The sequence below is a fragment of the Streptomyces sp. NPDC000983 genome (assembly GCF_040299205.1).
Taxonomy (GTDB): domain Bacteria; phylum Actinomycetota; class Actinomycetes; order Streptomycetales; family Streptomycetaceae; genus Streptomyces.
In genome coordinates this window covers 131,243-152,934 of sequence record NZ_JBEPBM010000013.1, presented here as the reverse complement: position 1 = coordinate 152,934, position 21,692 = coordinate 131,243, and the positions used below count along the sequence as shown (strand labels likewise).

At 70.8% G+C, this 21,692-nt stretch carries 18 protein-coding genes, 1 tRNA gene and 1 riboswitch; of the genes, 6 read left to right on the top strand and 13 right to left on the bottom strand.

Features of this window, described 5'->3' with window-relative positions; translation table 11 throughout:
- Positions 1–173: 173 nt before the first annotated feature.
- The 3 genes from ABT296_RS17495 (at position 174) to ABT296_RS17485 (ending at position 3,664) form a co-directional block, all read left to right on the top strand.
- Positions 174–1,271 carry an acyltransferase family protein gene (locus ABT296_RS17495; protein ID WP_351928098.1) on the top strand — a complete coding sequence of 366 codons (1,098 nt, stop codon included), beginning with the start codon at positions 174–176 and terminating at the stop codon, positions 1,269–1,271.
- A 114-nt stretch (positions 1,272–1,385) separates the two neighbouring features.
- Positions 1,386–2,606, top strand: coding sequence for an acetyl-CoA C-acetyltransferase (locus ABT296_RS17490; RefSeq protein WP_351928096.1), 1,221 nt, complete (start codon positions 1,386–1,388; stop codon positions 2,604–2,606).
- Positions 2,607–2,872: 266 nt separating this feature from the next.
- On the top strand, positions 2,873–3,664 hold the full coding sequence (locus ABT296_RS17485) for a hypothetical protein (protein WP_453164419.1): 792 nt from the start codon (positions 2,873–2,875) through the stop codon (positions 3,662–3,664).
- 3 nt (positions 3,665–3,667) lie between these two features.
- Here ABT296_RS17485 and ABT296_RS17480 read toward each other — a convergent pair whose 3' ends face one another.
- Positions 3,668–3,979, bottom strand: coding sequence for a hypothetical protein (locus tag ABT296_RS17480; RefSeq protein WP_351928094.1), 312 nt, complete (start codon positions 3,977–3,979; stop codon positions 3,668–3,670).
- Between the two features lie 102 nt (positions 3,980–4,081).
- Here ABT296_RS17480 and ABT296_RS17475 point away from each other — a divergent pair, with 102 nt between their 5' ends.
- Positions 4,082–4,312: a DUF4287 domain-containing protein gene (locus tag ABT296_RS17475; protein ID WP_351928092.1), complete on the top strand. Its 231-nt coding sequence runs from the start codon at positions 4,082–4,084 to the stop codon at positions 4,310–4,312.
- A 70-nt stretch (positions 4,313–4,382) separates the two neighbouring features.
- Here the strand turns inward: ABT296_RS17475 and ABT296_RS17470 are convergent, their stop codons facing one another.
- From ABT296_RS17470 to ABT296_RS17460, 3 genes are all read right to left on the bottom strand, one after another.
- Positions 4,383–5,294, bottom strand: a complete 912-nt coding sequence (locus ABT296_RS17470; RefSeq protein WP_351928090.1) for a Bax inhibitor-1/YccA family protein — start codon at positions 5,292–5,294, stop codon at positions 4,383–4,385.
- Positions 5,295–5,484: 190 nt separating this feature from the next.
- Entirely contained in the window at positions 5,485–6,660 is a 1,176-nt protein-coding gene (locus ABT296_RS17465; RefSeq protein ID WP_351928088.1) for a 4-hydroxybenzoate 3-monooxygenase, read from the bottom strand.
- 206 nt (positions 6,661–6,866) lie between these two features.
- A tRNA-Leu gene (locus tag ABT296_RS17460) sits at positions 6,867–6,949 on the bottom strand.
- A gap of 342 nt (positions 6,950–7,291) precedes the next feature.
- Here ABT296_RS17460 and ABT296_RS17455 point away from each other — a divergent pair.
- The gene (locus ABT296_RS17455) at positions 7,292–8,140 is read left to right on the top strand and encodes an ABC transporter ATP-binding protein (RefSeq protein ID WP_502977269.1); all 849 of its coding nucleotides are present in this window, start codon (positions 7,292–7,294) and stop codon (positions 8,138–8,140) included.
- Positions 8,140–10,668, top strand: a complete 2,529-nt coding sequence (locus ABT296_RS17450) for an ABC transporter permease (RefSeq protein ID WP_351928084.1) — start codon at positions 8,140–8,142, stop codon at positions 10,666–10,668. The genes ABT296_RS17455 and ABT296_RS17450 overlap by 1 nt, the downstream gene beginning before the upstream one ends.
- A gap of 48 nt (positions 10,669–10,716) precedes the next feature.
- Here ABT296_RS17450 and ABT296_RS17445 read toward each other — a convergent pair whose 3' ends face one another.
- The 9 genes from ABT296_RS17445 to ABT296_RS17405 form a co-directional block, all read right to left on the bottom strand.
- Positions 10,717–12,006 carry a class I SAM-dependent methyltransferase gene (locus ABT296_RS17445; protein ID WP_351928082.1) on the bottom strand — a complete coding sequence of 430 codons (1,290 nt, stop codon included), beginning with the start codon at positions 12,004–12,006 and terminating at the stop codon, positions 10,717–10,719.
- Between the two features lie 187 nt (positions 12,007–12,193).
- Positions 12,194–13,582, bottom strand: coding sequence for an NAD(P)/FAD-dependent oxidoreductase (locus ABT296_RS17440; protein WP_351928080.1), 1,389 nt, complete (start codon positions 13,580–13,582; stop codon positions 12,194–12,196).
- Positions 13,583–14,129: 547 nt separating this feature from the next.
- The gene (locus ABT296_RS17435; RefSeq protein WP_351928078.1) at positions 14,130–15,071 is read right to left on the bottom strand and encodes a Ppx/GppA phosphatase family protein; all 942 of its coding nucleotides are present in this window, start codon (positions 15,069–15,071) and stop codon (positions 14,130–14,132) included.
- On the bottom strand, positions 15,068–15,661 hold the full coding sequence (locus ABT296_RS17430) for a DUF501 domain-containing protein (RefSeq protein WP_351928076.1): 594 nt from the start codon (positions 15,659–15,661) through the stop codon (positions 15,068–15,070). The genes ABT296_RS17435 and ABT296_RS17430 overlap by 4 nt, the downstream gene beginning before the upstream one ends.
- Before the next feature lie 18 nt (positions 15,662–15,679).
- Positions 15,680–16,156 carry an FtsB family cell division protein gene (locus ABT296_RS17425; RefSeq protein WP_351928074.1) on the bottom strand — a complete coding sequence of 159 codons (477 nt, stop codon included), beginning with the start codon at positions 16,154–16,156 and terminating at the stop codon, positions 15,680–15,682.
- A 110-nt stretch (positions 16,157–16,266) separates the two neighbouring features.
- Positions 16,267–17,556, bottom strand: coding sequence for a phosphopyruvate hydratase (gene eno / locus ABT296_RS17420; RefSeq protein ID WP_351928223.1), 1,290 nt, complete (start codon positions 17,554–17,556; stop codon positions 16,267–16,269).
- A 297-nt stretch (positions 17,557–17,853) separates the two neighbouring features.
- Positions 17,854–18,585 carry a transglycosylase family protein gene (locus ABT296_RS17415; RefSeq protein WP_351928072.1) on the bottom strand — a complete coding sequence of 244 codons (732 nt, stop codon included), beginning with the start codon at positions 18,583–18,585 and terminating at the stop codon, positions 17,854–17,856.
- Between the two features lie 4 nt (positions 18,586–18,589).
- A riboswitch (cyclic di-AMP (ydaO/yuaA leader) is annotated at positions 18,590–18,770 on the bottom strand.
- A 176-nt stretch (positions 18,771–18,946) separates the two neighbouring features.
- The gene (locus ABT296_RS17410; protein WP_351928070.1) at positions 18,947–20,011 is read right to left on the bottom strand and encodes a transglycosylase family protein; all 1,065 of its coding nucleotides are present in this window, start codon (positions 20,009–20,011) and stop codon (positions 18,947–18,949) included.
- 150 nt (positions 20,012–20,161) lie between these two features.
- Positions 20,162–21,511, bottom strand: coding sequence for a cytochrome P450 family protein (locus tag ABT296_RS17405; protein ID WP_351928068.1), 1,350 nt, complete (start codon positions 21,509–21,511; stop codon positions 20,162–20,164).
- Positions 21,512–21,692 lie beyond the last annotated feature (181 nt).

The window sequence follows — 21,692 nt, the reverse complement described above, 5'->3', positions numbered from 1 at the left end:
CTCGCCCACCGGCACCTCGTCCGGCGGGTGAAGCGGAACGTCCGCGTCCTGCGCGCAGCCTCGCGTACACGCATCGTTCACCGGGCGAACGGGGGCCCGTCACCGGATCACCCCCGGCTTTGGCGAGGGTGTGGCTCCGCTGTCGGTCCCCTGTCAGGAGTACCACCCCCGCGATGCGCGCCACGCCTCCGAGTTCCGCCGGTCCCGGCCGTGACCCCTGGTGGGACAACGCCCGGTTCGTCTCCGCGACGCTGATCGTCGTGCTGCACACGGTCGGCAGCATCATGGACCGGCACGACTCGCTGCACGTCTTCCATGTCGCGGCCTGGGCCTTCCGGGTGCCGGCCTTCGTGGTGCTGGCCGGTGTCTTCAGCAGCGCGGGTCCGCTCGGGCCGCGCCGGCTGCGCACCCTGCTGAGCAGCGTCGCGCTGCCCGCGCTGATCTTCAGCGTGCTGTTCTCGCTGGAGACGAAGGCGCTCGGCGGCCCGCTCGACCTGCATGTCGCCCAGCTGCCCTGGACGCTGTGGTTCCTGATGTCGCTGTTCTGCTGGCGGCTGCTGCTGCCGCTGGTCGTGCAGTTGCGCCATCCGCTGCTGGTGACCACCGCGGTGGCGCTCGGGCTCGGTTACCTGGACGAGTTCGGGCTCCAGTTCTCGGCCAGCCGCACCCTGGTCTACCTGCCGCTGTTCTACTTCGGCTGGCGTCTGGGCCAGGGCATGCTCCGGGACTGGTTCGACAGCCGCTGGAGCCTGCCGGCCGCCGTCGCCGGAGTGCTCGGCTCGGTCACGGCGGCCGCGCTGTGGCACCGGGACATCAAGGGGCAGTGGCTGTCCATGCGCCACGCCTACCGGGCCGACACCCCGCTGGGCCTGGAGGGCGCCTGGCTGGTCCGGCTGGCGGTGCTGGCCGCGGCGGCGGCGCTGGTGCTCTGTCTGCTGCGGCTGATGCCGAGGCGGCGGCTGCCCCTGGTCTCCGCGCTCGGGGCGGGCGGCTTCACCGTCTATCTGCTGCACCCGCTGGTCATCCTGCCGCTGCGGGAGAAGGGCCTGATCGCCCGGGCGGACACCCCGGCGGAGCTGGTCGCGCTCGTCACCTTCGGCGTGCTGCTCACGGTCGTGCTCGCCTCGCCGTGGGTGCGCCGCCTCGTCCGGCCGCTGACCCACCCCGCGGCCACCTGGCTGCTGGCCCCCGCGCCGGCGCGGCCGCCGGCCCCCGTACCGGCGCCGCGGGCCCCTGAGTCCGCTCCCGCCCCGGCCGTCCGTACACCCTAAGCAAGCGCTTGGAAAAGAGTCCCGCATCACACCGTGATGGCCGTGACCGACGGCTTACGTACAGGTAACTTCCCAAGCAGCCCTGACTGCCCCCGGAACGCCAATGGAGCCGTGATGCCCGAAGCCGTGATCGTCTCGACCGCCCGCTCCCCCATCGGCCGCGCTTTCAAGGGCTCCCTGAAGGACCTGCGCCCGGACGACCTCACCGCCACGATCATCCAGGCGGCCCTCGCCAAGATCCCCGAGCTGGACCCCCGGGACATCGACGATCTGATGCTCGGCTGCGGTCTGCCCGGCGGCGAGCAGGGCAACAACCTCGGCCGGATCGTGGCCGTGCAGATGGGCATGGACCACCTGCCGGGCTGCACGATCACCCGCTACTGCTCCTCCTCGCTCCAGACCTCCCGCATGGCCCTGCACGCCATCAAGGCCGGCGAGGGCGACGTCTTCATCTCGGCCGGTGTCGAGATGGTCTCCAGCTTCGCCAAGGGCAACTCCGACTCCCTGCCGGACACCCACAACCCCTTCTTCGCCGAGGCCGAGGCCCGCACCGCGGCCGTCGCCCAGCAGGAGGGCACCACCTGGCACGACCCGCGCGAGGACGGCCTGGTGCCGGACGCCTACATCGCGATGGGCCAGACCGCCGAGAACCTCGCCCGCTCCAAGGGCGTCACCCGCCGGGACATGGACGAGTTCGGCGTCCGCTCGCAGAACCTCGCCGAGGAAGCCATCAAGAACGGCTTCTGGGAGCGCGAGATCACCCCGGTGACGCTGCCCGACGGCACCGTCGTCGCCAAGGACGACGGCCCGCGCGCCGGCGTCACCCTGGAGGGCGTCGAGGGCCTCAAGCCGGTCTTCCGCCCCGACGGACTGGTCACCGCCGCCAACTGCTGCCCGCTCAACGACGGCGCCGCCGCGGTCGTGGTCATGAGCGACACCAAGGCCCGCGAGCTCGGCCTCACCCCGCTCGCCCGCATCGTGTCGACCGGCGTCTCCGGCCTCTCCCCCGAGATCATGGGCCTCGGCCCGGTCGAGGCCTCGCAGCAGGCGCTGCGCCGGGCCGGTCTCACCGTCGGCGACATCGACCTGGTCGAGATCAACGAGGCGTTCGCCGCCCAGGTGATCCCCTCCTACCGGGACCTCGGTATCGACCTCGACAAGGTGAACGTCAACGGCGGCGCCATCGCGGTCGGCCACCCCTTCGGCATGACCGGCGCGCGCATCACCGGCACGCTCATCAACTCCCTGCAGTTCCACGACAAGCAGTTCGGCCTGGAGACCATGTGCGTCGGCGGCGGCCAGGGCATGGCGATGGTCATCGAGCGCCTCAGCTGAACGTAGCCGTCACCGGACCCTGAGTGACGAGGAGGCCCGGGACCCGGTAACCACCGGGGTTCCGGGCCTTTTTGTGATCGAATCTCCCTCAGGATGTGACCTATCTCCCTCGGTTGAGGGGTTTTCGCAGGTCAGAGGCGATTCACCCCCACCGGGCGAGCCCAAAGTCCTGTCCGATTCGTGACGTTACGCACTGACAGCTCGGTAGTCCACCCTTCAAGCTGATGTAGGAAGTCGGGGGTCGACTTTGAACCGGGAGTACGTCAGTGAGCGCCATGCCGATCGCCCTGCTGCTCACCACGGCAGCCACCGGCGCCGTGGGCGTCGCCGTCCTGCGCACCCTCATGGGTCTGCGCCGGGAGGTGGCGGCCCTGCAGGCCGAGCTCGCCGCGAACAACGCGGCCGCGGTCCGGGGACTGGTCCCCGCCGCCCGTCCCTCCACCGACACCGCTGAGATACGCGCCGCCGTGGCCGAGGCCCTGGCGGAGGAGCGCGAGCGGGAGCTGGCGGAGGCGCGCGCGTTCTGGGCCGCCCAGGAGGCGCGGGACGCCTCCGACGCGCCGACCCTGCTGGGTCTGGGCGACAGCGAGCTGTTCCTGCCGCGGCAGAGCGACTTCGTGGGCCTGGAACCGCTGGAGCCGGTCACCGAGCCGGCCGCGGACGCCGACGAGTTCGCCGGGGAGTCCGCGGAGCTGGCCGCCGCCCGCCGCCGGCACCCCTCGCACCCGGACTTCGTGCCGGTGCAGTCGCCGGTGGTGAACGACCACGAGCGCACCGTCGCCACCCTGGAGGAGCTGGCCTCCACCGGCACCGAGCTGACGGACGTCCGCCCGGGCCCGCTGGGCACCCTCGACGTCTACGTCTTCGCCGACGGCACCACCCTGTGCATGACCCCGGGCCACCGGGAGACCGCGGAGCGCCTCGCCGAGGCCCTGCGCGCGGGCGAGTCCCCGGTGCTGCTGGGCGGCTCGGGGATATCGGGCGCGTACACGCTGACCTTCGCCTGCGGCGAGGAGAACGTCTACATCCTGGCGGACCGGGTCATAGCCAGCCTGTAGGAGTCAGACTCCGGCACGCTTCTGAGCCGCCGCCACCAGTTCCACGGCTTCCTCCACTTGGGCCTCGTCCGTCAGGACGAGGCCCAAGTCGTGCACGGCGACGGTGATTTGGTCGGCGACGGCGAACATCCCCGCGTCCGGCATCTCGCGCGGTTCGGCCGCGGGGTCCTCCAGCAGCTGCGCCCGGCGGGACAACTCCCTGGCCAGGCCCAGGGCCTCGGTCGCGCCACTGCGTTGCAGCCGGGACTGCGGCGCCGCCCGCAGCCGGTCGGCGAAGTGATCCACTGCCTGGGTCAGACGCGTCGTATCCACCACGCCGCAACCGTACGCGCCCCACCGGGACTGTTGCCAACGCGCGAACGCTCAGGCACGGTGACCTGAAGGACCGGCTTACATCCCATGCGTCCGGAGGCGCCGATGTCCCAAGTCTTCTCCGAGGAGACCCATCGCAACCTGCTCGCCCGCATCCCCCACTGCACCGGTCGTGAAGTGTCCGACTGGCTGCGCACCGTCGAGGAAGGCCCGGCACTCTTCCGCTTCGAGGAAAAGGTCAGCTGGCTCCGCCACGAACACAACCTCGCGTACGGCCACGCGAAGGCGCTCATCCACGAGTACGACCTGAGGAGGGCCGCGCGGAAGTTCTTCTAGCCGCGCACTGCTCGCAGACGCCGAAGGGCCCCGGGTCGCGACCCGGGGCCCTTCGCAGCAACGGCGTGGATCAGTCGCTGCTGTTGAGGATCGAGATGAGCCTCAGGAACTCCATGTAGATCCACACCAGGGTCATGGTGAGACCGAAGGCCGCGAGCCAGGCCTCCTCGCGCGGGGCGCCGTAGGCGATGCCGTCCTCGACCTGCTTGAAGTCCAGGGCGAGGAAGCAGGCGCCGAGCAGGATGCCGATGACGCCGAACAGGACGCCCATCGGGCCGCTGCGGAAGCCGAGGCCGTCGCCGCCGCCGAAGACCGCGAAGAGCAGGTTGATCGCCATCAGCATGATGAAGCCGAGCGCGGCCGCCATCACGAAGCCGACGAAGCGGCGGTTGACGCGGATCCAGCCGGCCTTGTAGGCGACCAGCACACCGAGGAAGACACCCATGGTGCCGAGCACGGCCTGCATGGCCGCGCCGTCCGCGATGCGGTTGTCGACGACGCTGGAGACCACACCGAGGAAGACACCCTCGAACGCGGCGTACGACAGGATCAGGGCGGGCGAGGCCTTGCGCTTGAAGGACTGCACCAGCGCCAGGACCATGCCGAGCAGACCGGCGACGATGGCGATGCCGTAGGAACGGCTGATGTTCGCGTCGTCGACCGGCAGCAGCGCCCAGGCGAGCGCGGCGGTGACGACGAGAACGCCGAGGGTCGTGCCGGTGCGCATGACGACGTCGTCCATCGTCATCCGGCCGGTGGTGACCGGGGCCTGCGGCGGCGCGCCGTGCTGCAGGTCACCCTGGGCGTAAGGGTTCTGCGCGTACGGGTTCTGGGCGTAGGGGTTGGCACCCTGCGGCTGGGCGTAGGGATTGCCCTGCGTGCCCACTGCGGCGCCCCCGGCCTGCGGCTGGGCGTTGAAGCCCGCGTGGCCGTTGTCGCGGCTGAACCCCCGTCGCGAGAAGACCGGGTTGCTGCTCCTCATTTCACTCCTCCATGGCCACCTTGCGCAGCCTTGGGCTCAAGAGTAATGGAAAGGCAAAAGAAAGACTCTAGTGCCTGGGGAGGATCTTTCCCTCGCTGTGCTGCCCAACACGCTACGCGGGTCCGTGATTCCCGACACCGGAGGGGCCTGTTCATGACCAACCCGGGACGTGCCCGGAACCCCTCGGTGATCAGTCGAGCGGGAAGCCCGTGTAGGCCTGGGCCAGCTCGGTCTCGGCGGCCCGCGAGGAGGCGAGGCGGGCGAGCCGGGCGCGCTGGATCCGGTCGTCGAAGGGGGTGGCGTCCGGGGCGCGGTGCAGCATCGTCGTCATGTCGTAGGAGAACCGCTCGGCCTGCCACACCCGTCGCAGACAGGTCGGCGAATAGGCGTCGAGGAGCTCCTCCGAACCGGTGTCCCGACGGTGGGTCAGGGCCCGTGCGAAGGTGACGACGTCGCCGACGGCCAGGTTCAGGCCCTTGGCCCCGGCCGGCGGCACGATGTGCGCCGCGTCGCCGGCGAGGAAGAGCCGGCCGTGGCGCATGGGCTCGTGGACCCAGGAGCGCATCGGGGTGACGGACTTCTGGGTGATGGGGCCGCGCTCCAGCCGCCAGTCGTCGTCCGTCTCGAAGCGCTGCGCGAGCTCCGCCCAGACGGCGTCGTCGGACCACTCCTCGGCGTCGGTGCCGTCGGGCACCTGGAGGTAGAGGCGGGAGACGGACGGGGAGCGCATGGAGAGCAGGGCGAAGCCGCGGTCGTGGCGGGCGTAGACGAGTTCGTCGTGCGAGGGCGGTACGTCGGCGAGGATGCCGAGCCAGGCGAAGGGATAGGCGCGCTCGAAGGTGCGGGTCAGCTCCTCGGGGATCGCCCGGCGGGCCACGCCCCAGAAGCCGTCGCAGCCGACGACGTAGTCGCAGTGGAGGACGGACTCGCGGCCCTGGTGCCGGTAGCGGATCCGGGGGCTGTCGCCGTCGGGGTCCTCCACCGCGAGCGCCTCGGCCTCGAAGAAGAGCGGGCCGCCCTCCTTCAGCTGGAGGGCTATGAGGTCCTTGCAGACCTCGGTCTGCGCGTAGACCGTCACCGACCGGCCGCCGGTGAGCGCGGGGAAGTCGACCCGGTGGCGGGTGCGGTCGTGGCGCAGCTCGATGCCGTCGTGGCGCAGGCCCTCGCGGTCCATGCGCTCGCCGGCGCCGGCCGCGCGCAGGACGTCGACCGTGCCCTGTTCGAGGATTCCGGCGCGCTGGCGCTGTTCGACGTAGGCGCGGTCACGGCTCTCCAGGACGACCGAGTCGATGCCGGCGCGGTTCAGGAGCCGGGCCAGGAGGAGGCCGGCCGGTCCGGCTCCGATGATGCCGACGGTGGTGCGCATCGGTCGTTCCCTTCCGCTGAGGTGCCACGGTGTGCCACAGGGGATCACAGCGCGTCATCTGTTCGTCTGGTGAAGTTTGTTTCACTCGTTTCTTGCCGTGAGTCTCCGACTGCAACCGGCCGCTGTCAACGGTCGGTGCGGTGAACTTCTCGATGAAGGGTGCACGGAAACGGGCCGGGATCCGGCGGCCGTGCGTGGTTCGGAGGTGCCCGGAACCGGACTTGAACCGGTACGCCCGCGAGGGGCAGCGAGGTTTAAGCTCGCCGTGTCTGCATTCCACCATCCGGGCAGGCCATGGGCTCCGCGTCGAGGTTCCGAGCCTATCGGGGCGCGTCCCCCGAACAGCGGACGGACGACTCGATGTTGTCTTATTTTATTGACGTCTGAGGGTGCATCAGCCCACGGAACGGGCCATCCGCACTTGCCAATAGCCTTGCAACCCGCGCTCGCCCACGTATGCGGAATGACGTAATTTCACCGCCCGAACAAGGACGCTCCACCTGTTCTCGACAGACGCGCCGTCAGGGGCAGCCGTCATCCCCAGGTATGACCCGGCGGCGCGCGGTCCGACCGGAGTCTGCCTTCGGAACCGGAACAGCGGCTGACTTCACGGACGCGGGCGGCCGGGACGATGGAAGAAGTCCCCCGAACACTTCCGTCGTCAGTCGAGGAGCACCCTGTCGTGACCACCGCATCCACTCCCGGACTCCGTCCGGGGGAGCACCGGGACGGCCGCGCCACCGCCGTGGCCGCGCGCGCCACGGACCTGTCGAAGATCTACGGCCAGGGCGAGACCCAGGTGGTCGCCCTGGACCGGGTCTCGGTGGAGTTCCGGCAGGGCGAGTTCGCCGCGATCATGGGTCCGTCCGGCTCCGGCAAGTCCACGCTGATGCACTGCGTGGCGGGCCTGGACACCTTCTCCTCCGGTTCGGTGCGCATCGGCGACACCGAGCTGGGCTCGCTGAAGGACAAGCAGCTCACCAAGTTGCGCCGGGACAAGATCGGCTTCATCTTCCAGGCGTTCAACCTGCTGCCGACGCTGACCGCGCTGGAGAACATCACGCTCCCGATGGACATCGCGGGCCGCAAGCCGGACAAGCAGTGGCTGGACTCGGTGATCGCGATGGTCGGGCTCGCGGACCGGCTCGGCCACCGCCCGGCCCAGCTCTCCGGCGGCCAGCAGCAGCGCGTCGCCGTGGCCCGCGCCCTCGCCGCGAAGCCGGAGATCATCTTCGGTGACGAGCCGACCGGCAACCTCGACTCCCGCTCCGGCGCCGAGGTGCTCGGCTTCCTGCGCAACTCGGTGCGGGAGCTGGGGCAGACCGTGGTGATGGTGACGCACGACCCGGTCGCCGCGGCCTACGCCGACCGGGTGGTCTTCCTCGCCGACGGCCGGATCGTGGACGAGATGTACAGGCCCACGGCCGACACGGTCCTCGACTTCATGAAGCGTTTCGACGCGAAGGGCCGGACCTCCTGATGTTCCGCACCGCCCTGCGCAACGTCCTCGCGCACAAGGCCCGGCTCGCGATGACCGTGCTCGCCGTGATGCTCGGCGTCGCCTTCGTGTCGGGGACCCTGGTCTTCACCAACACCCTCTCCAACGCGCTGCAGAACAGCTCCGCCAAGGGCTTCGACCAGGTCGACGTCGCCGTCACCGCCGAGCACCAGGAGTCCGAGGGCAACCGGATCGGCCGGACGCACGAGCTGACCGAGGCGCTGCTCGACCGGAGCGCGGCCGTGCCCGGCGCCGCCTCCGCGACCGGCGTCGTCAACGGCTTCACCGCCATCGCCGACAAGGACGGCAAGCTCGTCGGCGGCGGCTTCCAGTCCCGGGGCGGCAACTACTGGGGCACCGAGGACGCCCGCTATCCGCTGGTCGAGGGGCACGCCCCGAAGGGCGCGGACGAGGTCGTCGTCGACTCCGGGACCGCCGAGCGCGCCGGGTACGAAGTCGGCGACACGGTACGGCTGTCCGTGGACGGCCCGGTGCTCCAGCCCACCCTCGTCGGCGTGTTCACCACCGACGACGGCAATGTCGCGGCCGGCGGCAGCCTCGCCCTGTTCGACACCGCGACGGCGCAGAAGCTGTTCGGCAAGCCCGGCACGTACGACGAGATCGATGTGAAGGCGGCGGCCGGGACCAGCCAGGAGCGGCTGAAGGCGGCGCTCGACCAGGCGCTGCCGGGCGATGCCGTCGAGACCACCACCGGCGCCCGGCTCGCCGAGGACCAGGCCGAGACGATCTCCTCGTCGATGAGCGGCCTGAAGCAGGGGCTGCTGGTCTTCGCCGGGATCTCCCTGTTCGTCGGCACGTTCATCATCGCCAACACCTTCACCATGCTGGTCGCCCAGCGCACCAAGGAGCTGGCGCTGCTGCGCGCGGTGGGCGCCTCGCGCCGGCAGGTCACCCGGTCGGTGCTGATCGAGGCGTTCGTGGTCGGCGCGGTGGCCGCGGTGGCCGGACTGGTCGCGGGCATCGGCATCGGCGTGGGGCTGCGCGCGCTGATGGGGACGCTCGGCGCGACCGTCCCGGACGGGCCGCTGGTGGTCTCGCCGGGCACGGTGGTGACCGCGCTCGTGGTCGGCGTGGTGATCACCATGCTGGCGGCGTGGCTGCCCGGCCGCCGGGCGGCGAAGATCCCGCCGGTGGCCGCGATGAGCAGCGTGCACGCGCAGGCGACGGCCAAGTCCCTGGTGCTGCGCAACACCCTGGGCGCGCTGTTCTCCGCCGCCGGTGTCGCGGTGGTGCTGGCGGCGACCTCGATGCAGGGCTCCGACGGACAGGCCCCGATGGGGCTCGGCGCGGTCCTGCTGATCATCGGCGTCTTCATCCTGACGCCGCTGCTGTCCCGCCCGCTGATCGCGGCCGCGGCACCGGTCCTGCGGGTGTTCGGGGTGTCGGGCAAGCTCGCCCGGCAGAACTCGGTGCGCAATCCGCGCCGTACCGCCGCCACCGCGTCCGCGCTGATGATCGGACTGACGCTGATCACCGGCATGACGGTGATGGCGGGCAGCCTCCAGAAGAGCATCGACAAGATGGCGAGCGCGGCGCTGCGCGCGGACTACGTGGTCTCCATGGCCAACGGCAACCAGCTCTCCCCCGACGTCGACGAGAAGCTGCGCGGGCTGGACGACGTCACGGCCACCAGCCCGCTGCGCAACGCGGCCTCCCGGATCGGCGGGGAGACCGAGTACCTCACCGGGGTGGACGGCTCCTCCATCGGCGAGCTGACCGAACTGCCGGTCACCGACGGCGCGTTCGAGGTCGGCGGCGCCCGGGTGGTCGTCGACGGGGACACCGCCGAGTCCCACGGCTGGCACGCCGGTTCGCGGTTCACCGCGCACTTCGAGGACGGCGAGGCGCGGCGGCTGACGGTCGCCGGGGTGTACGAGGGCAACGAGATGATCCGCGGGATCATGCTCGACAACCGCACCCTCACCCCGCACCTCGACGACCCGGTCGACATGCAGGTCATGGTGAAGACGGCCGGCGGCGCCTCGGACTCGGCGAAGGACGCGCTGGAGAAGGCCCTCGGCTCCAACCCGGCGATCAAGGTCCAGGACCGGCAGGACCTCTCCGAGGAGATCGCGCAGATGTTCACGCTGATCCTCAACATGGTCTACGGCCTGCTCGCCATGGCGGTGATCGTGGCGGTCCTCGGTGTCGTCAACACCCTGGCGATGTCGGTGTTCGAGCGCTCGCAGGAGATCGGCATGCTCCGCGCGATCGGCCTGGACCGCAAGGGCATCAAGCGGATGGTCCGGCTGGAGTCGCTGGTGATCTCGCTCTTCGGCGGGGTGCTGGGCATCGGTCTGGGCGTGTTCTTCGGCTGGGCGGCCGGTGAGCTGCTGGCGTCGCGGATGGCGACGTACGAACTGGTCCTGCCCTGGGCCAGGCTGGGCGTCTTCCTGCTGCTGGCGGCGACCGTGGGCGTGCTGGCGGCCCTGTGGCCGGCCCGGCGGGCGGCGCGGCTGAACATGCTGACGGCGATCAAGTCGGAGTAGGCACGGGGACCGAGGGCCCCGCTTCCGGGAAGGAGGCGGGGCCCTTCGTCAGTTCCAGGTGCGGGGTCTGAGGGGCATGCCGGAGCCGCCGGGGTCGGTGGCGCGGACCGCGAGGACCTGGTTCACGCCGAGGTGGTTGCGTTCAAACGCGAGCGCGCAGGCCGCCATGTAGAGGAGCCAGACGCGGGTCCGGCCGGGTCCGGCGAGTTCGGCCGCGCGGTCCCGGTCGGCCTCCAGCCGGGCGACCCAGCGGCGCAGGGTGAGGGCGTAGTGCTCGCGGATCGCCTCGACGTCGCGGACCTCGAACCCGGCCCGCTCCAGCTGGGTGACGGTGGCGCCGACGGGCTGGAGTTCGCCGTCGGGGAAGACGTAGGCGTCGATGAACTCGTCGACGTCGTAGGCCGTCTCGTCGCGCCGCGGGCGCCGGGCGATCTGGTGGTTGAGCAGCCTGCCGCCGGGGGTGAGCAGCGCGTGCAGGTCGGTCGCGTACTCCAGGTAGCGGTCGGCGCCGACGTGTTCGGCCATCCCGATGGAGGAGATCGCGTCGTAGGGCCCGTCGGTGACGTCGCGGTAGTCCTGGACGCGGATCTCGATCCGGTCGGTCAGTCCCCGGTCGGCGGCGTGTTTTCGGGCGTGGGCGGCCTGTTCCCGGGAGAGGGTGACGCCGACGACGCTCACGCCGTGCTCGCGGGCGGCGTGCGCCGCGAGGGCGCCCCAGCCGCAGCCGACGTCCAGGAGCCGCATGCCGGGCGCGAGGGCGAGCTTGCGGCAGACCAGGTCGAGTTTGTCGTGCTGGGCGGCCTCCAGCGTGCCGTCCGGGTCCCGCCAGTAGGCGCAGGAGTACACCATGGACGGGCCGAGGACGATCGCGTAGAAGTCGTTGCCGACGTCGTAGTGGTGGCTGATGGCGCGCCGGTCGGTGCGGCGGGTGTGGAGGTGGCCGCGGCGGCGGACCTCCTCCTCGGGGGGCGCCGGCGGGGGCAGCGGCCCGGCCAGCCGGACCAGGCCCCTGATCGCCGAGCGGACCTCCTTGTCGCGCAGCGCCTCCCGCAGCGAGCGGGCGTCCTCGCCGCGCTCCCAGATGAGGCCGGAGAGCAGGTCGAGGGCGGTGTAGAAGTCCCCCTCGATGTCCAGGTCGCCGGCCACCCAGGCGCGGGCGAGCCCGAGTTCGCCCGGCCGCCACAGCAGCCGGCGCACGGCGCGGCGGTGGTGGACCACGAGCGCGGGAGCGCCCGGCGGGCCCGCCTGCGAGCCGTCCCAGGCGCGGATGCGCAGGGGGAGCGGCTCTCCCAGCAACTGTTCGACCAGGCCCTTCAGCCGCGGCGCGGCGTCTGCCACGGGGCACCTCCATGACGGAGACATCGGAGTGTCCAGGAGACATCGGAATGTCCGGGTACCCGCGCAGACACCAACGAGGGTGCCCGCTCAGTCCCCCATCGGCGTCAACGGCGTCCGGGAACGCCGAAGGACCTCCCGCACCACGGATGGCGGGAGGTCCTTCGGTTCGTTCGGTGACCGGGAGGGGTCAGGAGGCCTTGGCCTTCTCCTCGGACTTCGGCGTGGCGGCCGCGGGGGCCGGCGCGGGCTTGGCGGCCTCGTAGAACTCCTCGCGCGGGGACTCCAGCGCGCCGAGCGCCACGACCTCACGCTTGAGGAACATGCCGAGGGTCCAGTCGGCGAAGACGCGGATCTTGCGGTTCCACGTCGGCATCGCCAGGCCGTGGTAGCCGCGGTGCATGTACCACGCCAGCCGGCCCTTGAGCTTGATCTTCATCTTGCCGACGACGATCATCGCGACGCCCTTGTGGAGGCCGAGACCCGCGACGGCGCCCTTGTTGGCGTGGCTGTAGTCCTGCTGCGGGAAGCCCCGCATGCCGGAGATCACGTTGTCGCCGAGGACCTTGGCCTGCCGCAGCGCGTGCTGCGCGTTGGGCGGGCACCAGGCGTTGGGGTTGCCGGCCTTGCGGCCGACGAGGTCCGGGACCTGGGCGTTGTCGCCCGCGGCCCAGATGTAGTCGGTGCCGGTGACCTGGAGGGTCGGCTCGCAGTCGACGTGACCGCGGGGGCCGAGCGGCAGGCCGAAGCGGGCCAGCGCCGGGTTCGGCTTCACACCGGCGGTCCACACGATCGTGTTGGAGTCGACCTCGAGGCCGTTCTTCAGCACGACGTGGCCGTCGACACAGGAGTCCATCGAGGTGGAGAGGTAGATCTCCACACCGCGGCTCTCCAGGTGCTCCTTGCCGTACTGGCCGAGCTTGGGGCCCACCTCGGGGAGGATCTTGTCGGCCGCGTCGACGAGGACGAACCGCATGTCCTCGCGGGAGACGCTGGTGTAGTACTTGGCCGCGTCGCGGGCCAGGTCCTCGACCTCACCGATGGTCTCCGCGCCCGCGAAGCCACCGCCGATGAAGACGAAGGTGAGCGCCTTGCGGCGGATCTCCTCGTCGGTGGTGGAGTCGGCCTTGTCCAGCTGCTCCAGGACGTGGTTGCGCAGGCCGATGGCCTCCTCGATGCCCTTCATGCCGATGCCCTGCTCGGCGAGGCCGGGGATCGGGAAGGTGCGGGAGACCGCGCCCATCGCGATGACGAGGTAGTCGAAGGGCAGCTCGTACGCCTCGCCCACCAGCGGGGCGATCGTGGCGACCTTGCGGTCCTGGTCGATGGTGGTGACCCGGCCGGTGAGGACCTCCGCCTTGGGCAGCACGCGTCGCAGCGGGACGACGACATGGCGCGGGGAGATGTTGCCGGCGGCGGTTTCGGGGAGGAAGGGCTGGTAGGTCATGTACGACCGGGGGTCGACGACCGTGACGGTCGCCTCTCCGTAGCGCATCTTCTTGAGGATGCGCCGAGCTGCGTACAGGCCTACGTACCCACCGCCTACTACGAGGATCCTGGGACGCTCCGTGGTGCTCATGCCATCGAGTATCCACCCGCCCCAGGGGGGTCGCTCGTGCGCCCCTTCACAAGCATCGACAGGGGGTGTGCTATCCTCCGCGACCCGCGTGATCCACGTCATGGCGGAGAGTGGGAACCACGGTGTAGTGCGGGCCGTTGTCAATGCCGCGTGAGCTGCCTCTCTGTCCGTTTCGAGGCGCCGTGAGGACCCTGGAACACCCCCGCGCGAACCCCCTCCCGAGGACCCCCTTACGCCCCTTCTGAACACGTTCAAGGGGGTGTCGAAGCCCCGGAAGGGCCAACCGGGCCCCTTTCGCGCTCCGAGAGGGCCGAATTCCTTGTGAAGAACTTCACGAACTTTCCCGGCGGGGCGTCGAAGAGGGGCCCCGGAAGGCCCCTCGAAGACGCTCAGACGCTACATGACCTGCTCAGCCGAGGCTACCGGCCAGTAATAAACAGGGCCTGCACCACCGGTCCGCGTCACCCGCCCACGACGCCGGTCCGCGCCACTCGCTCACGCCGCCGGTGCGCGCCACCGGCTCACGCCGCCGGTCCGCGTCAGCGGCTCACGCCACCGACCACGCGATGCCGTCGAGGATGTCGTGCTCGCTCACGACGACCTCCTCGGCCCCGATCCGCTCCATGATCGCCAGCAGCACCAGCGCGCCGGAGGCGATGACGTCGACCCGGCCGGGGTGCATGGACGGCACCGCCGCGCGCTCGGCGTGGGTGGAGCGCAGCAGCCACTCGGTGATCTCGCGGACGCGGTCGTGGGAGACGCGGGAGTGGTGGATGGCGGCCGAGTCGTAGGCGGGCAGCTCCTGGGCGATGGCCGACACGGTGGTGACCGAGCCGGCGAGCCCGACCAGCGTGTGCGCCTCCCGCAGCGGCACGGTCCGCTCGGCGAGGTCCAGGGCCGCCTCGATGTCGGCGCGCACGGCCTCGACCTGCTCCTCGGTGGGCGGATCGGAGACGACGCCGTCGCGCACCAGGTGACGCTCGGTCATCCGTACGCAGCCGATGTCCACGGAGCGCGCCGCGCCGACGTGTTCGTCGCCGACCACGAACTCGGTGGAGCCGCCGCCGATGTCCACGACCAGGAAGGGCCGCCGCAGCTCGGGGCGGCCCGTCAGCTCCTTGGTGGCACCGGTGAAGGAGAACTCGGCCTCCTGGTCCCCGCTGATGACCTCCGGCTCGACGCCGAGGATGTCGACGACCCCGCGCACGAAGTCCTCGCGGTTCTCGGCGTCCCGGGAGGCGGAGGTCGCCACGAAGCGGACGCGTTCGGCGCCGAGTTCCTTGATCACCTCGGCGTACTCGCGGCAGGCGGCGAAGGTCCGCTCCAGCGCCTCGGGGGCGAGCCGCCCGGTGCGGTCGACGCCCTGGCCGAGCCGCACGATGGTCATCCGGCGGTCCAGTTCGACGAGTTCGCCCGTCGCGGGGTCGCAGTCGGCGACCAGGAGGCGGATGGAGTTGGTGCCGCAGTCGACGGCGGCGACGCGGGTCACTCCCCGTCCCGTCCGTCGAGGGGCGCGGCGGCGAAGTGGCCGCCCGCGGTCGTCTCCGCGGCCCCCGCGGACTCAGCGGCCGGGACCACGCAGGCGCCCTTGCGCCACCACTCGGGCAGCATCGCGAGCGCCTCGTCGCCCAGCGGGTTCACCCCGGGCCCGGCGGCCAGCGAGTGCGCCACCAGCACATGCAGGCACTTCACCCGGTCCGGCATGCCGCCCGCGCTCGGGAACCCGGCGAGTTCCTCGATCTCGTCCCGGCGCCGGATGTAGTCCTCGTGGGCGGCGCGGTAGGCGGCGGCCAGCTCCGGGTCGCTCTCCAGACGGGCCGTCATCTCCTTCATCACCCCGTTGGCCTCCAGCGTCCCGATCGCGGACGCGGCCTTGGGGCAGGTCAGGTAGTACAGCGTCGGGAACGGCGTGCCGTCCGGCAGGCGCGGGGCCGTCTCCACCACGTCCGGCTGCCCGCACGGGCACCGGTGCGCGATGGCGCGCAGCCCGCGCGGCGGCCGGCCGAGCTGCTGCTTGAAGGCCTCGACGTCGGCGTCGGTCGGCTCGGTGCGCGGGGTGGTGGGCGGGGGCGTTTCCATCACAGTCTTTCGTCTCTTCTATCGGTCCGCGGCGTCGGACTTGTCGACGCCGTCCCAGACGTTCGCGTACCAGGGCCGGTCGGCCGCGCCCAGCTCGGTGCGCGCCTGCTTCGCCGCGTCCGGATCGACCACGACGAACCCGGTCTCCCCCGGCATCACGTAGTGCAGCCGGTCCCTGATCCGCTGCTCGGCGTAGGCGTCGTCCTGCCAGCGCGCCTTGAGGTCGCGCAGCTCCTCCACCCGCTCCCGGGCCTGCCGCTTCTGCCGCTCCAGATCGGAGATCTCGGCGCGCTGGGCGACGTACTGCCTTATCGGGTAGGCGAGCGCCACGACGAGGGAGCAGACGACGAGGGCGAGCAGGGCGGCGCGGCCGGTGAGGCGGGAACGGCGGGCCTGGCGCCTGGTCTGCGAACGGTAGACGCGGGCCGCCGTCTGCTCACCGAGCAGGCGGATCCTGGTCGCGGTGGAGAAACGGTCCCGGTCCTTGACGGCCATCTCTCACTCCCGTTCACCCACGCGCGTACGTCCCCGCACACGGTACGGGACCGAGTACGGGGACGTACGTACGACTGGCTAGGCCTTGGCGGGCTCAGCCCTTTCCGTGCTTACTGGTTCGCAGAGCGAAACCGGGGGAACGCCGAGCGGCCGGCGTACACCGCGGCGTCGTCGAGGATCTCCTCGATGCGCAGCAGCTGGTTGTACTTGGCGACACGGTCCGAGCGGGCCGGGGCGCCGGTCTTGATCTGACCGCAGTTCACGGCGACGGCGAGGTCGGCGATGGTGACGTCCTCGGTCTCGCCGGAGCGGTGGGACATCATGCACTTGAAGCCGTTGCGCTGGGCCATCTCGACGGCGTCCAGGGTCTCGGTCAGCGAGCCGATCTGGTTGACCTTGACGAGCAGGGCGTTGGCGGAGCCCTCCTCGATACCGCGGGCGAGGCGCTCGGGGTTGGTGACGAAGAGGTCGTCGCCGACGATCTGGACCTTGTCACCGAGCTTGGCGGTGATGGTGTTCCAGCCGGCCCAGTCGTCCTCGAACAGCGGGTCCTCGATGGAGACGAGCGGGTACGCGGCGACGAGGTCGGCGTAGTACTCGGTCATCTCGGCCGCCGAGCGCTCCTTGCCCTCGAAGGTGTAGACGCCGTCCTTGTAGAACTCGGACGCGGCCACGTCGAGGGCGAGGGCGATCTGCTCGCCGGGGGTGTAACCGGCCTCCTTGATGGCCTCGATGATGAGGTCCAGGGCGGCGCGGTTGGACTCCAGGTTCGGGGCGAAGCCGCCCTCGTCGCCGAGGCCGGTGGACAGGCCCTTGGTCTTCAGCACCTTCTTGAGGGTGTGGTAGACCTCGGCGCCCCAGCGCAGGGCCTCGGAGAAGGACTCCGCGCCGATGGGGGCGATCATGAACTCCTGGATGTCCACGTTGGAGTCGGCGTGCGAGCCGCCGTTCAGGATGTTCATCATCGGAACGGGCAGCAGGTGCGCGTTCGGGCCGCCCAGGTAGCGGAAGAGCGGCAGGTCGCTGGCCTCGGAGGCGGCGTGGGCGACGGCGAGGGAGACGCCGAGGATGGCGTTGGCGCCGAGCGAGCCCTTGTTGTCGGTGGCGTCCAGGTCGAACATCGCCTGGTCGATCAGGCGCTGCTCGGTGGCGTCGTAGCCGACGAGCTCCGGGCCGATCTGCTCGATGACGGCGAGGACGGCTTTCTCGACACCCTTGCCGAGGTAGCGGTTGGGGTCGCCGTCACGGAGCTCGATGGCCTCGAAGGCACCGGTGGAGGCACCGGACGGAACGGCGGCACGACCCGTGCTGCCGTCGTCGAGGCCGACCTCGACCTCGACCGTGGGGTTGCCTCGGGAGTCCAGGATTTCCCGGGCTACGACGACGTCGATGGACGGCACGAGCATCTCCTTCATGGGATGTGACGCTGGAAGTGCGGGGCACATGAGCCTTGCGACTAGAGCCTAACCGCCCCGGGGACGTAGGCCAGCCGACCGACCGTCCCGTGGACAAGGAGAGACGGTACCCATTGTTTCCCGTCGGAACAAAGCCTGGGTGAACGACGGGACAAGAAAACCCCGCCCCGGCGCGTACGGGGGAACGCGCCGGGGCGGGGGCCCGTGGGGACGGGGGGTGACCCCACGGGGCCTCCAGTATGGAGGCCCCCGATGGGGGGACCCTGTGATTCGGCTACGGGATCACTTGAGGTGGAGCTGCTGACCGGGGTAGATCAGGTCGGCGTCCGCGACGATGTCCTTGTTCAGCTTGAAGAGCTTGGCCCAGCCGCCCTTGACGTCGTGCTCCTCGGCGATGGTGCTGAGGGTGTCGCCCTTGACGACCTTGTACTCGCCGTCGCCCTTCTTGACCTTCTTGCCGGTCGGGGTGGTCACCGTCTTCTGGGCCTTCTGGGTCGTCTTGGCGGCCGGACGCTCGGCCGAACGCGAGGCGGACTGCTGCTCGGTGGAGCGCGTGGAGGTCCCGGTGGAGCCGCCGTTGTCCGTGGAGCCGGTGGAGCCGGTGGAGCCCGTGGAGCCGGTGGACGAGCCGCCGTTGTACGAGGCGCTCGACAGGCCGACGCCGCAGCTCGGCCAGGCACCCTTGCCCTGACCGGCGAGGACCTTCTCGGCGATCTCGATCTGCTGCGCCTTGCTGGCCTGGTCGGCGGTGGAGGCGTACTGCGTGCCGCCGTACGCGGCCCAGGTGGAAGCGGAGAACTGAAGGCCGCCGTAGTAACCGTTGCCCGTGTTGATGGACCAGTTGCCGCCGGACTCGCACTGGGCGACGGCGTCCCACTCGGAGGCGGTGGCGGCGGAGGCGTTGCCGGCCACCATGAGCGGGGCGGCGACGGCCGCGCCGGTCACACCGGCGATGGCGATGGCGCGAGTGGCCTTGGACGGACGACGGTGCTTGCCCTTGCCGGAAAACAGCATGGATCGATCCCCTCACCGACGCCTGCGAGGTGAGCTGTCGGGTTCGGGCCGGTTGAGTTGCCCGGCCGCGCGGCCTGTCGGTCGCACGGCTTCACCCCAAGCCGGATCCGGTGTCGAGTCTCCTCAACCGCCGGTCCCGGCGCTTACCTTGGGTCCCCCGCTCCTGCCTACGGCGCATGACGCGACGACTGTTCCCGTACGGCCACCGGCAGGATTCGGCGTGCGGCGGTCGGGGCCCGCTGCTGCGAGCGGTCACGACCGTAGGCAGGCGATCCGGGGAATTTCAAAGACGATCAGGGCTTCTGAGACTCATCCCACACTTTCACCAAAGCGGACATTCAGGTGCGAAGTGTGACGCGAACTAGCCCTGGTTTCCGACCGATTCGTCCCCTACTTCAAGGGTCTGACCGGGAGTGATACGGCTGGGGTCGGAGCCGATGGCGGACCTGTTGTCGGCGTAGAGCCCGCGCCATCCGCCGTCGAGGTCAAGGGAGTCGGCGATGCTCCCGAGGGTGTCGCCCTCGCGGACGACGTACGTCCGCTCCGCCCCGCCCTCGTCCGCGGGCTGGCCGCGGTGGCGGCCGGCACCGGTGTCCATGAGGGTGGAATTGCCGCCGACCCAGAGGATGTTGTCCGAATTGTCCAGCCCGGAGATTCCGGTGAACAGCCCCTCGGTCACACCCGAGGAGGCGCTCCCGGAGGAACCGGACGAACCCTCCGACGCCTCGGCCTCCGAGGTCTGTGACGATTCGGCAGCCTTGTCCGAGTTGTTCGCCTTATTCGACTTGCCCGACTTATCGGCATTCACCGAATCGGCCGAATCCGTCGAGCCGTTCGAGCCCTTTGAGCCCTTCGAACCGTTCGATTCACCCGAGGCCCCGGGTGACGCGGAGGCACTGGCGTCCGCCCCGGCCTCGGTCTCGTCGTCCGTGGAGGTGCCGCCGCCGATGGTGTCCAGCAGCCCGGCCGAACCGGACGAGTTGGAAGATCCGGACGAGTCGGACGAATCGCCGTCCTCTTCGAGGCCCGTGTCGATGCCGACCGAACCGGAGTCGGCGTCGAGGCCGGAGAGCGGACCGCAGGTCGGCCAGGCGGCGAGGCCCTGGTCGGCGAGTATGCGTTCGGCGACGGCTATCTGCTGGGAGCGGCTGGCCTGGTCCGGGCTGGCCGCGTACGCCTTGCCGCCGTACGCCTCCCAGTTCTCCTGGGTGACCTGGAGGCCGCCGTAGTAGCCGTTGCCGTCGTCCGCGCTCCAGGAGCCGCCGCTCTCGCATTCGGCGACCTTGTCCCAGGTGCTGCCCTCGGCCGCACTGGCGCCGGTGGCGCCGAGCAGCGGGATGGCGATGGCGGAGCCGGTCACGCCGGCCGCGACGAGGAGAGCCGGAGCCTGGCGGGGGCGACGGTGACGACCGTTCCCGGAGAGCATGCGGGGACCTTTCGCAGAACAGCAGGGACCGGCGCGGTACCCGTGGAGCGGGGCGCCGCGCTGACGAGTGAACGTATAGGCAGACGATCACTTGTCACAAGTCGATGCCGCACAGATCACGTCAAGATCACAGAGTTGACGGTGCGTCACCTATACCGGGAGCGCGACGGGTCGGTCGCAGGGTGTGAACTCGACCGGCAGAGTGCGCAGTCCGCGCATGATGAGGCCGCCCCTCCAGCGCAGGTCGGCGGGTTCGGCGCCGAGCCGGAGGTCGGGCAGCCGGGTGAGGAGGGTGGCCAGCGCGGTCTGCCCCTCCAACCGGGCCAGCGGGGCGCCCAGGCAGTAGTGGATGCCGTGCCCGTAACCGAGGTGCTGGTTGTCGCGGCGGGAGAGGTCGAGGGTGTCGGGGTCGGTGAACCGCGCCGGGTCCCGGTCCGCGGCGGCCAGGACCACGAGCACCGGGTCGCCGGCGGCGATGTCCTGGCCGCCGATGGTGAGGGGCCGGGTGGCGAAGCGCCAGGTGGCGAGCTCCACGGGGCCGTCGTAGCGCAGGAGTTCCTCCACTCCGGTCTCCAGCAGGCCGCTCTCCCCCGCGGCGAGGGAGTGCTGGAGGCGGGCCCGCTGCTCGGGGTGGGTGAGCAGGGCGAAGGTGCCGTTGCCGATGAGGTTGACGGTGGTCTCGAAGCCAGCGAAGAGCAGGATGAAGGCCATCGCCGCGGCCTCGTTCTCGGTGAGGTGCTCGCCGTGGTCGGAGGCGCGGATCAGACCGGAGATCAGGTCCTCGCCGGGCTCGGGCTCGGCGGGGAGGGCGGCGCGCTTGCGGTGGATGAGTTCGGCGAGGTAGCCGCGCATCTTCTTCACCGACCGGGCCACCCCGCCCCGGGGGCCGCCCTGGTGGCGGATCATCATGCCGGCCCAGTCCCGGAAGTCGTCCTGGTCCTCCGGGGGGACGCCGAGCAGGTCGCAGATGGCGTAGATGGGCAGCGGGAAGGCGAACTCGTGGATGAGGTCGGCGCTGCCCCTCTCGGCGAACCCGTCGATGAGCCGGTCGGTCAGCTCCTGCACCCGCGGGGCGAACTCGGCGACCCTGCGGGGTGTGAACGCCTTGCTGACGAGCCGTCGCAGCCGGGTGTGGTCCGGCGGGTCGATGTTGAGCAGATGCGTCATCAGCTCCGCCTTGCGCTCACCGGGGATACCGGTCCTGCCCCGGGCGTGGGCCGGCTCGGCGTGGTGCTCGGGGTTCTTGCTGAGCCGCTGGTCGGCGAGGGCCTGCTTGGCGTCGGCGTACCGGGTGACCAGCCATGCCTCCACCCCGCTGGGCAGCGTGGTCCGGTGCACGGGCGCGTGCTCGCGCAGCCAGGCGTAGGCGGGGTACGGGTCCGCGGCGAACTCCCAGGTGAAGAGCTCGGGAGCGGGGGCGGACCCGGGCCCGGAGGCGCCGGTGGAGGGCTGCGCGTGCGGCTGTGCGGGCGGCTGTGCAGGGGTGGGGTGGTCGGTCACTCCTTGACGGTATCGGGCGGGGTGGCGGGGCTCGCGTCCGCCGTCGGGGCGGGGTGCACCGTCAGGACCGGGTGACCCGTCGAAGCCGGGTGCACCGTCAGGACCGGGTGTCGGCCGAGCATCATGTCGAGGGCGAGTGCATTGGCTCGCGCGGAGGACAGCTCCGGGCCGGCTCCGGGGC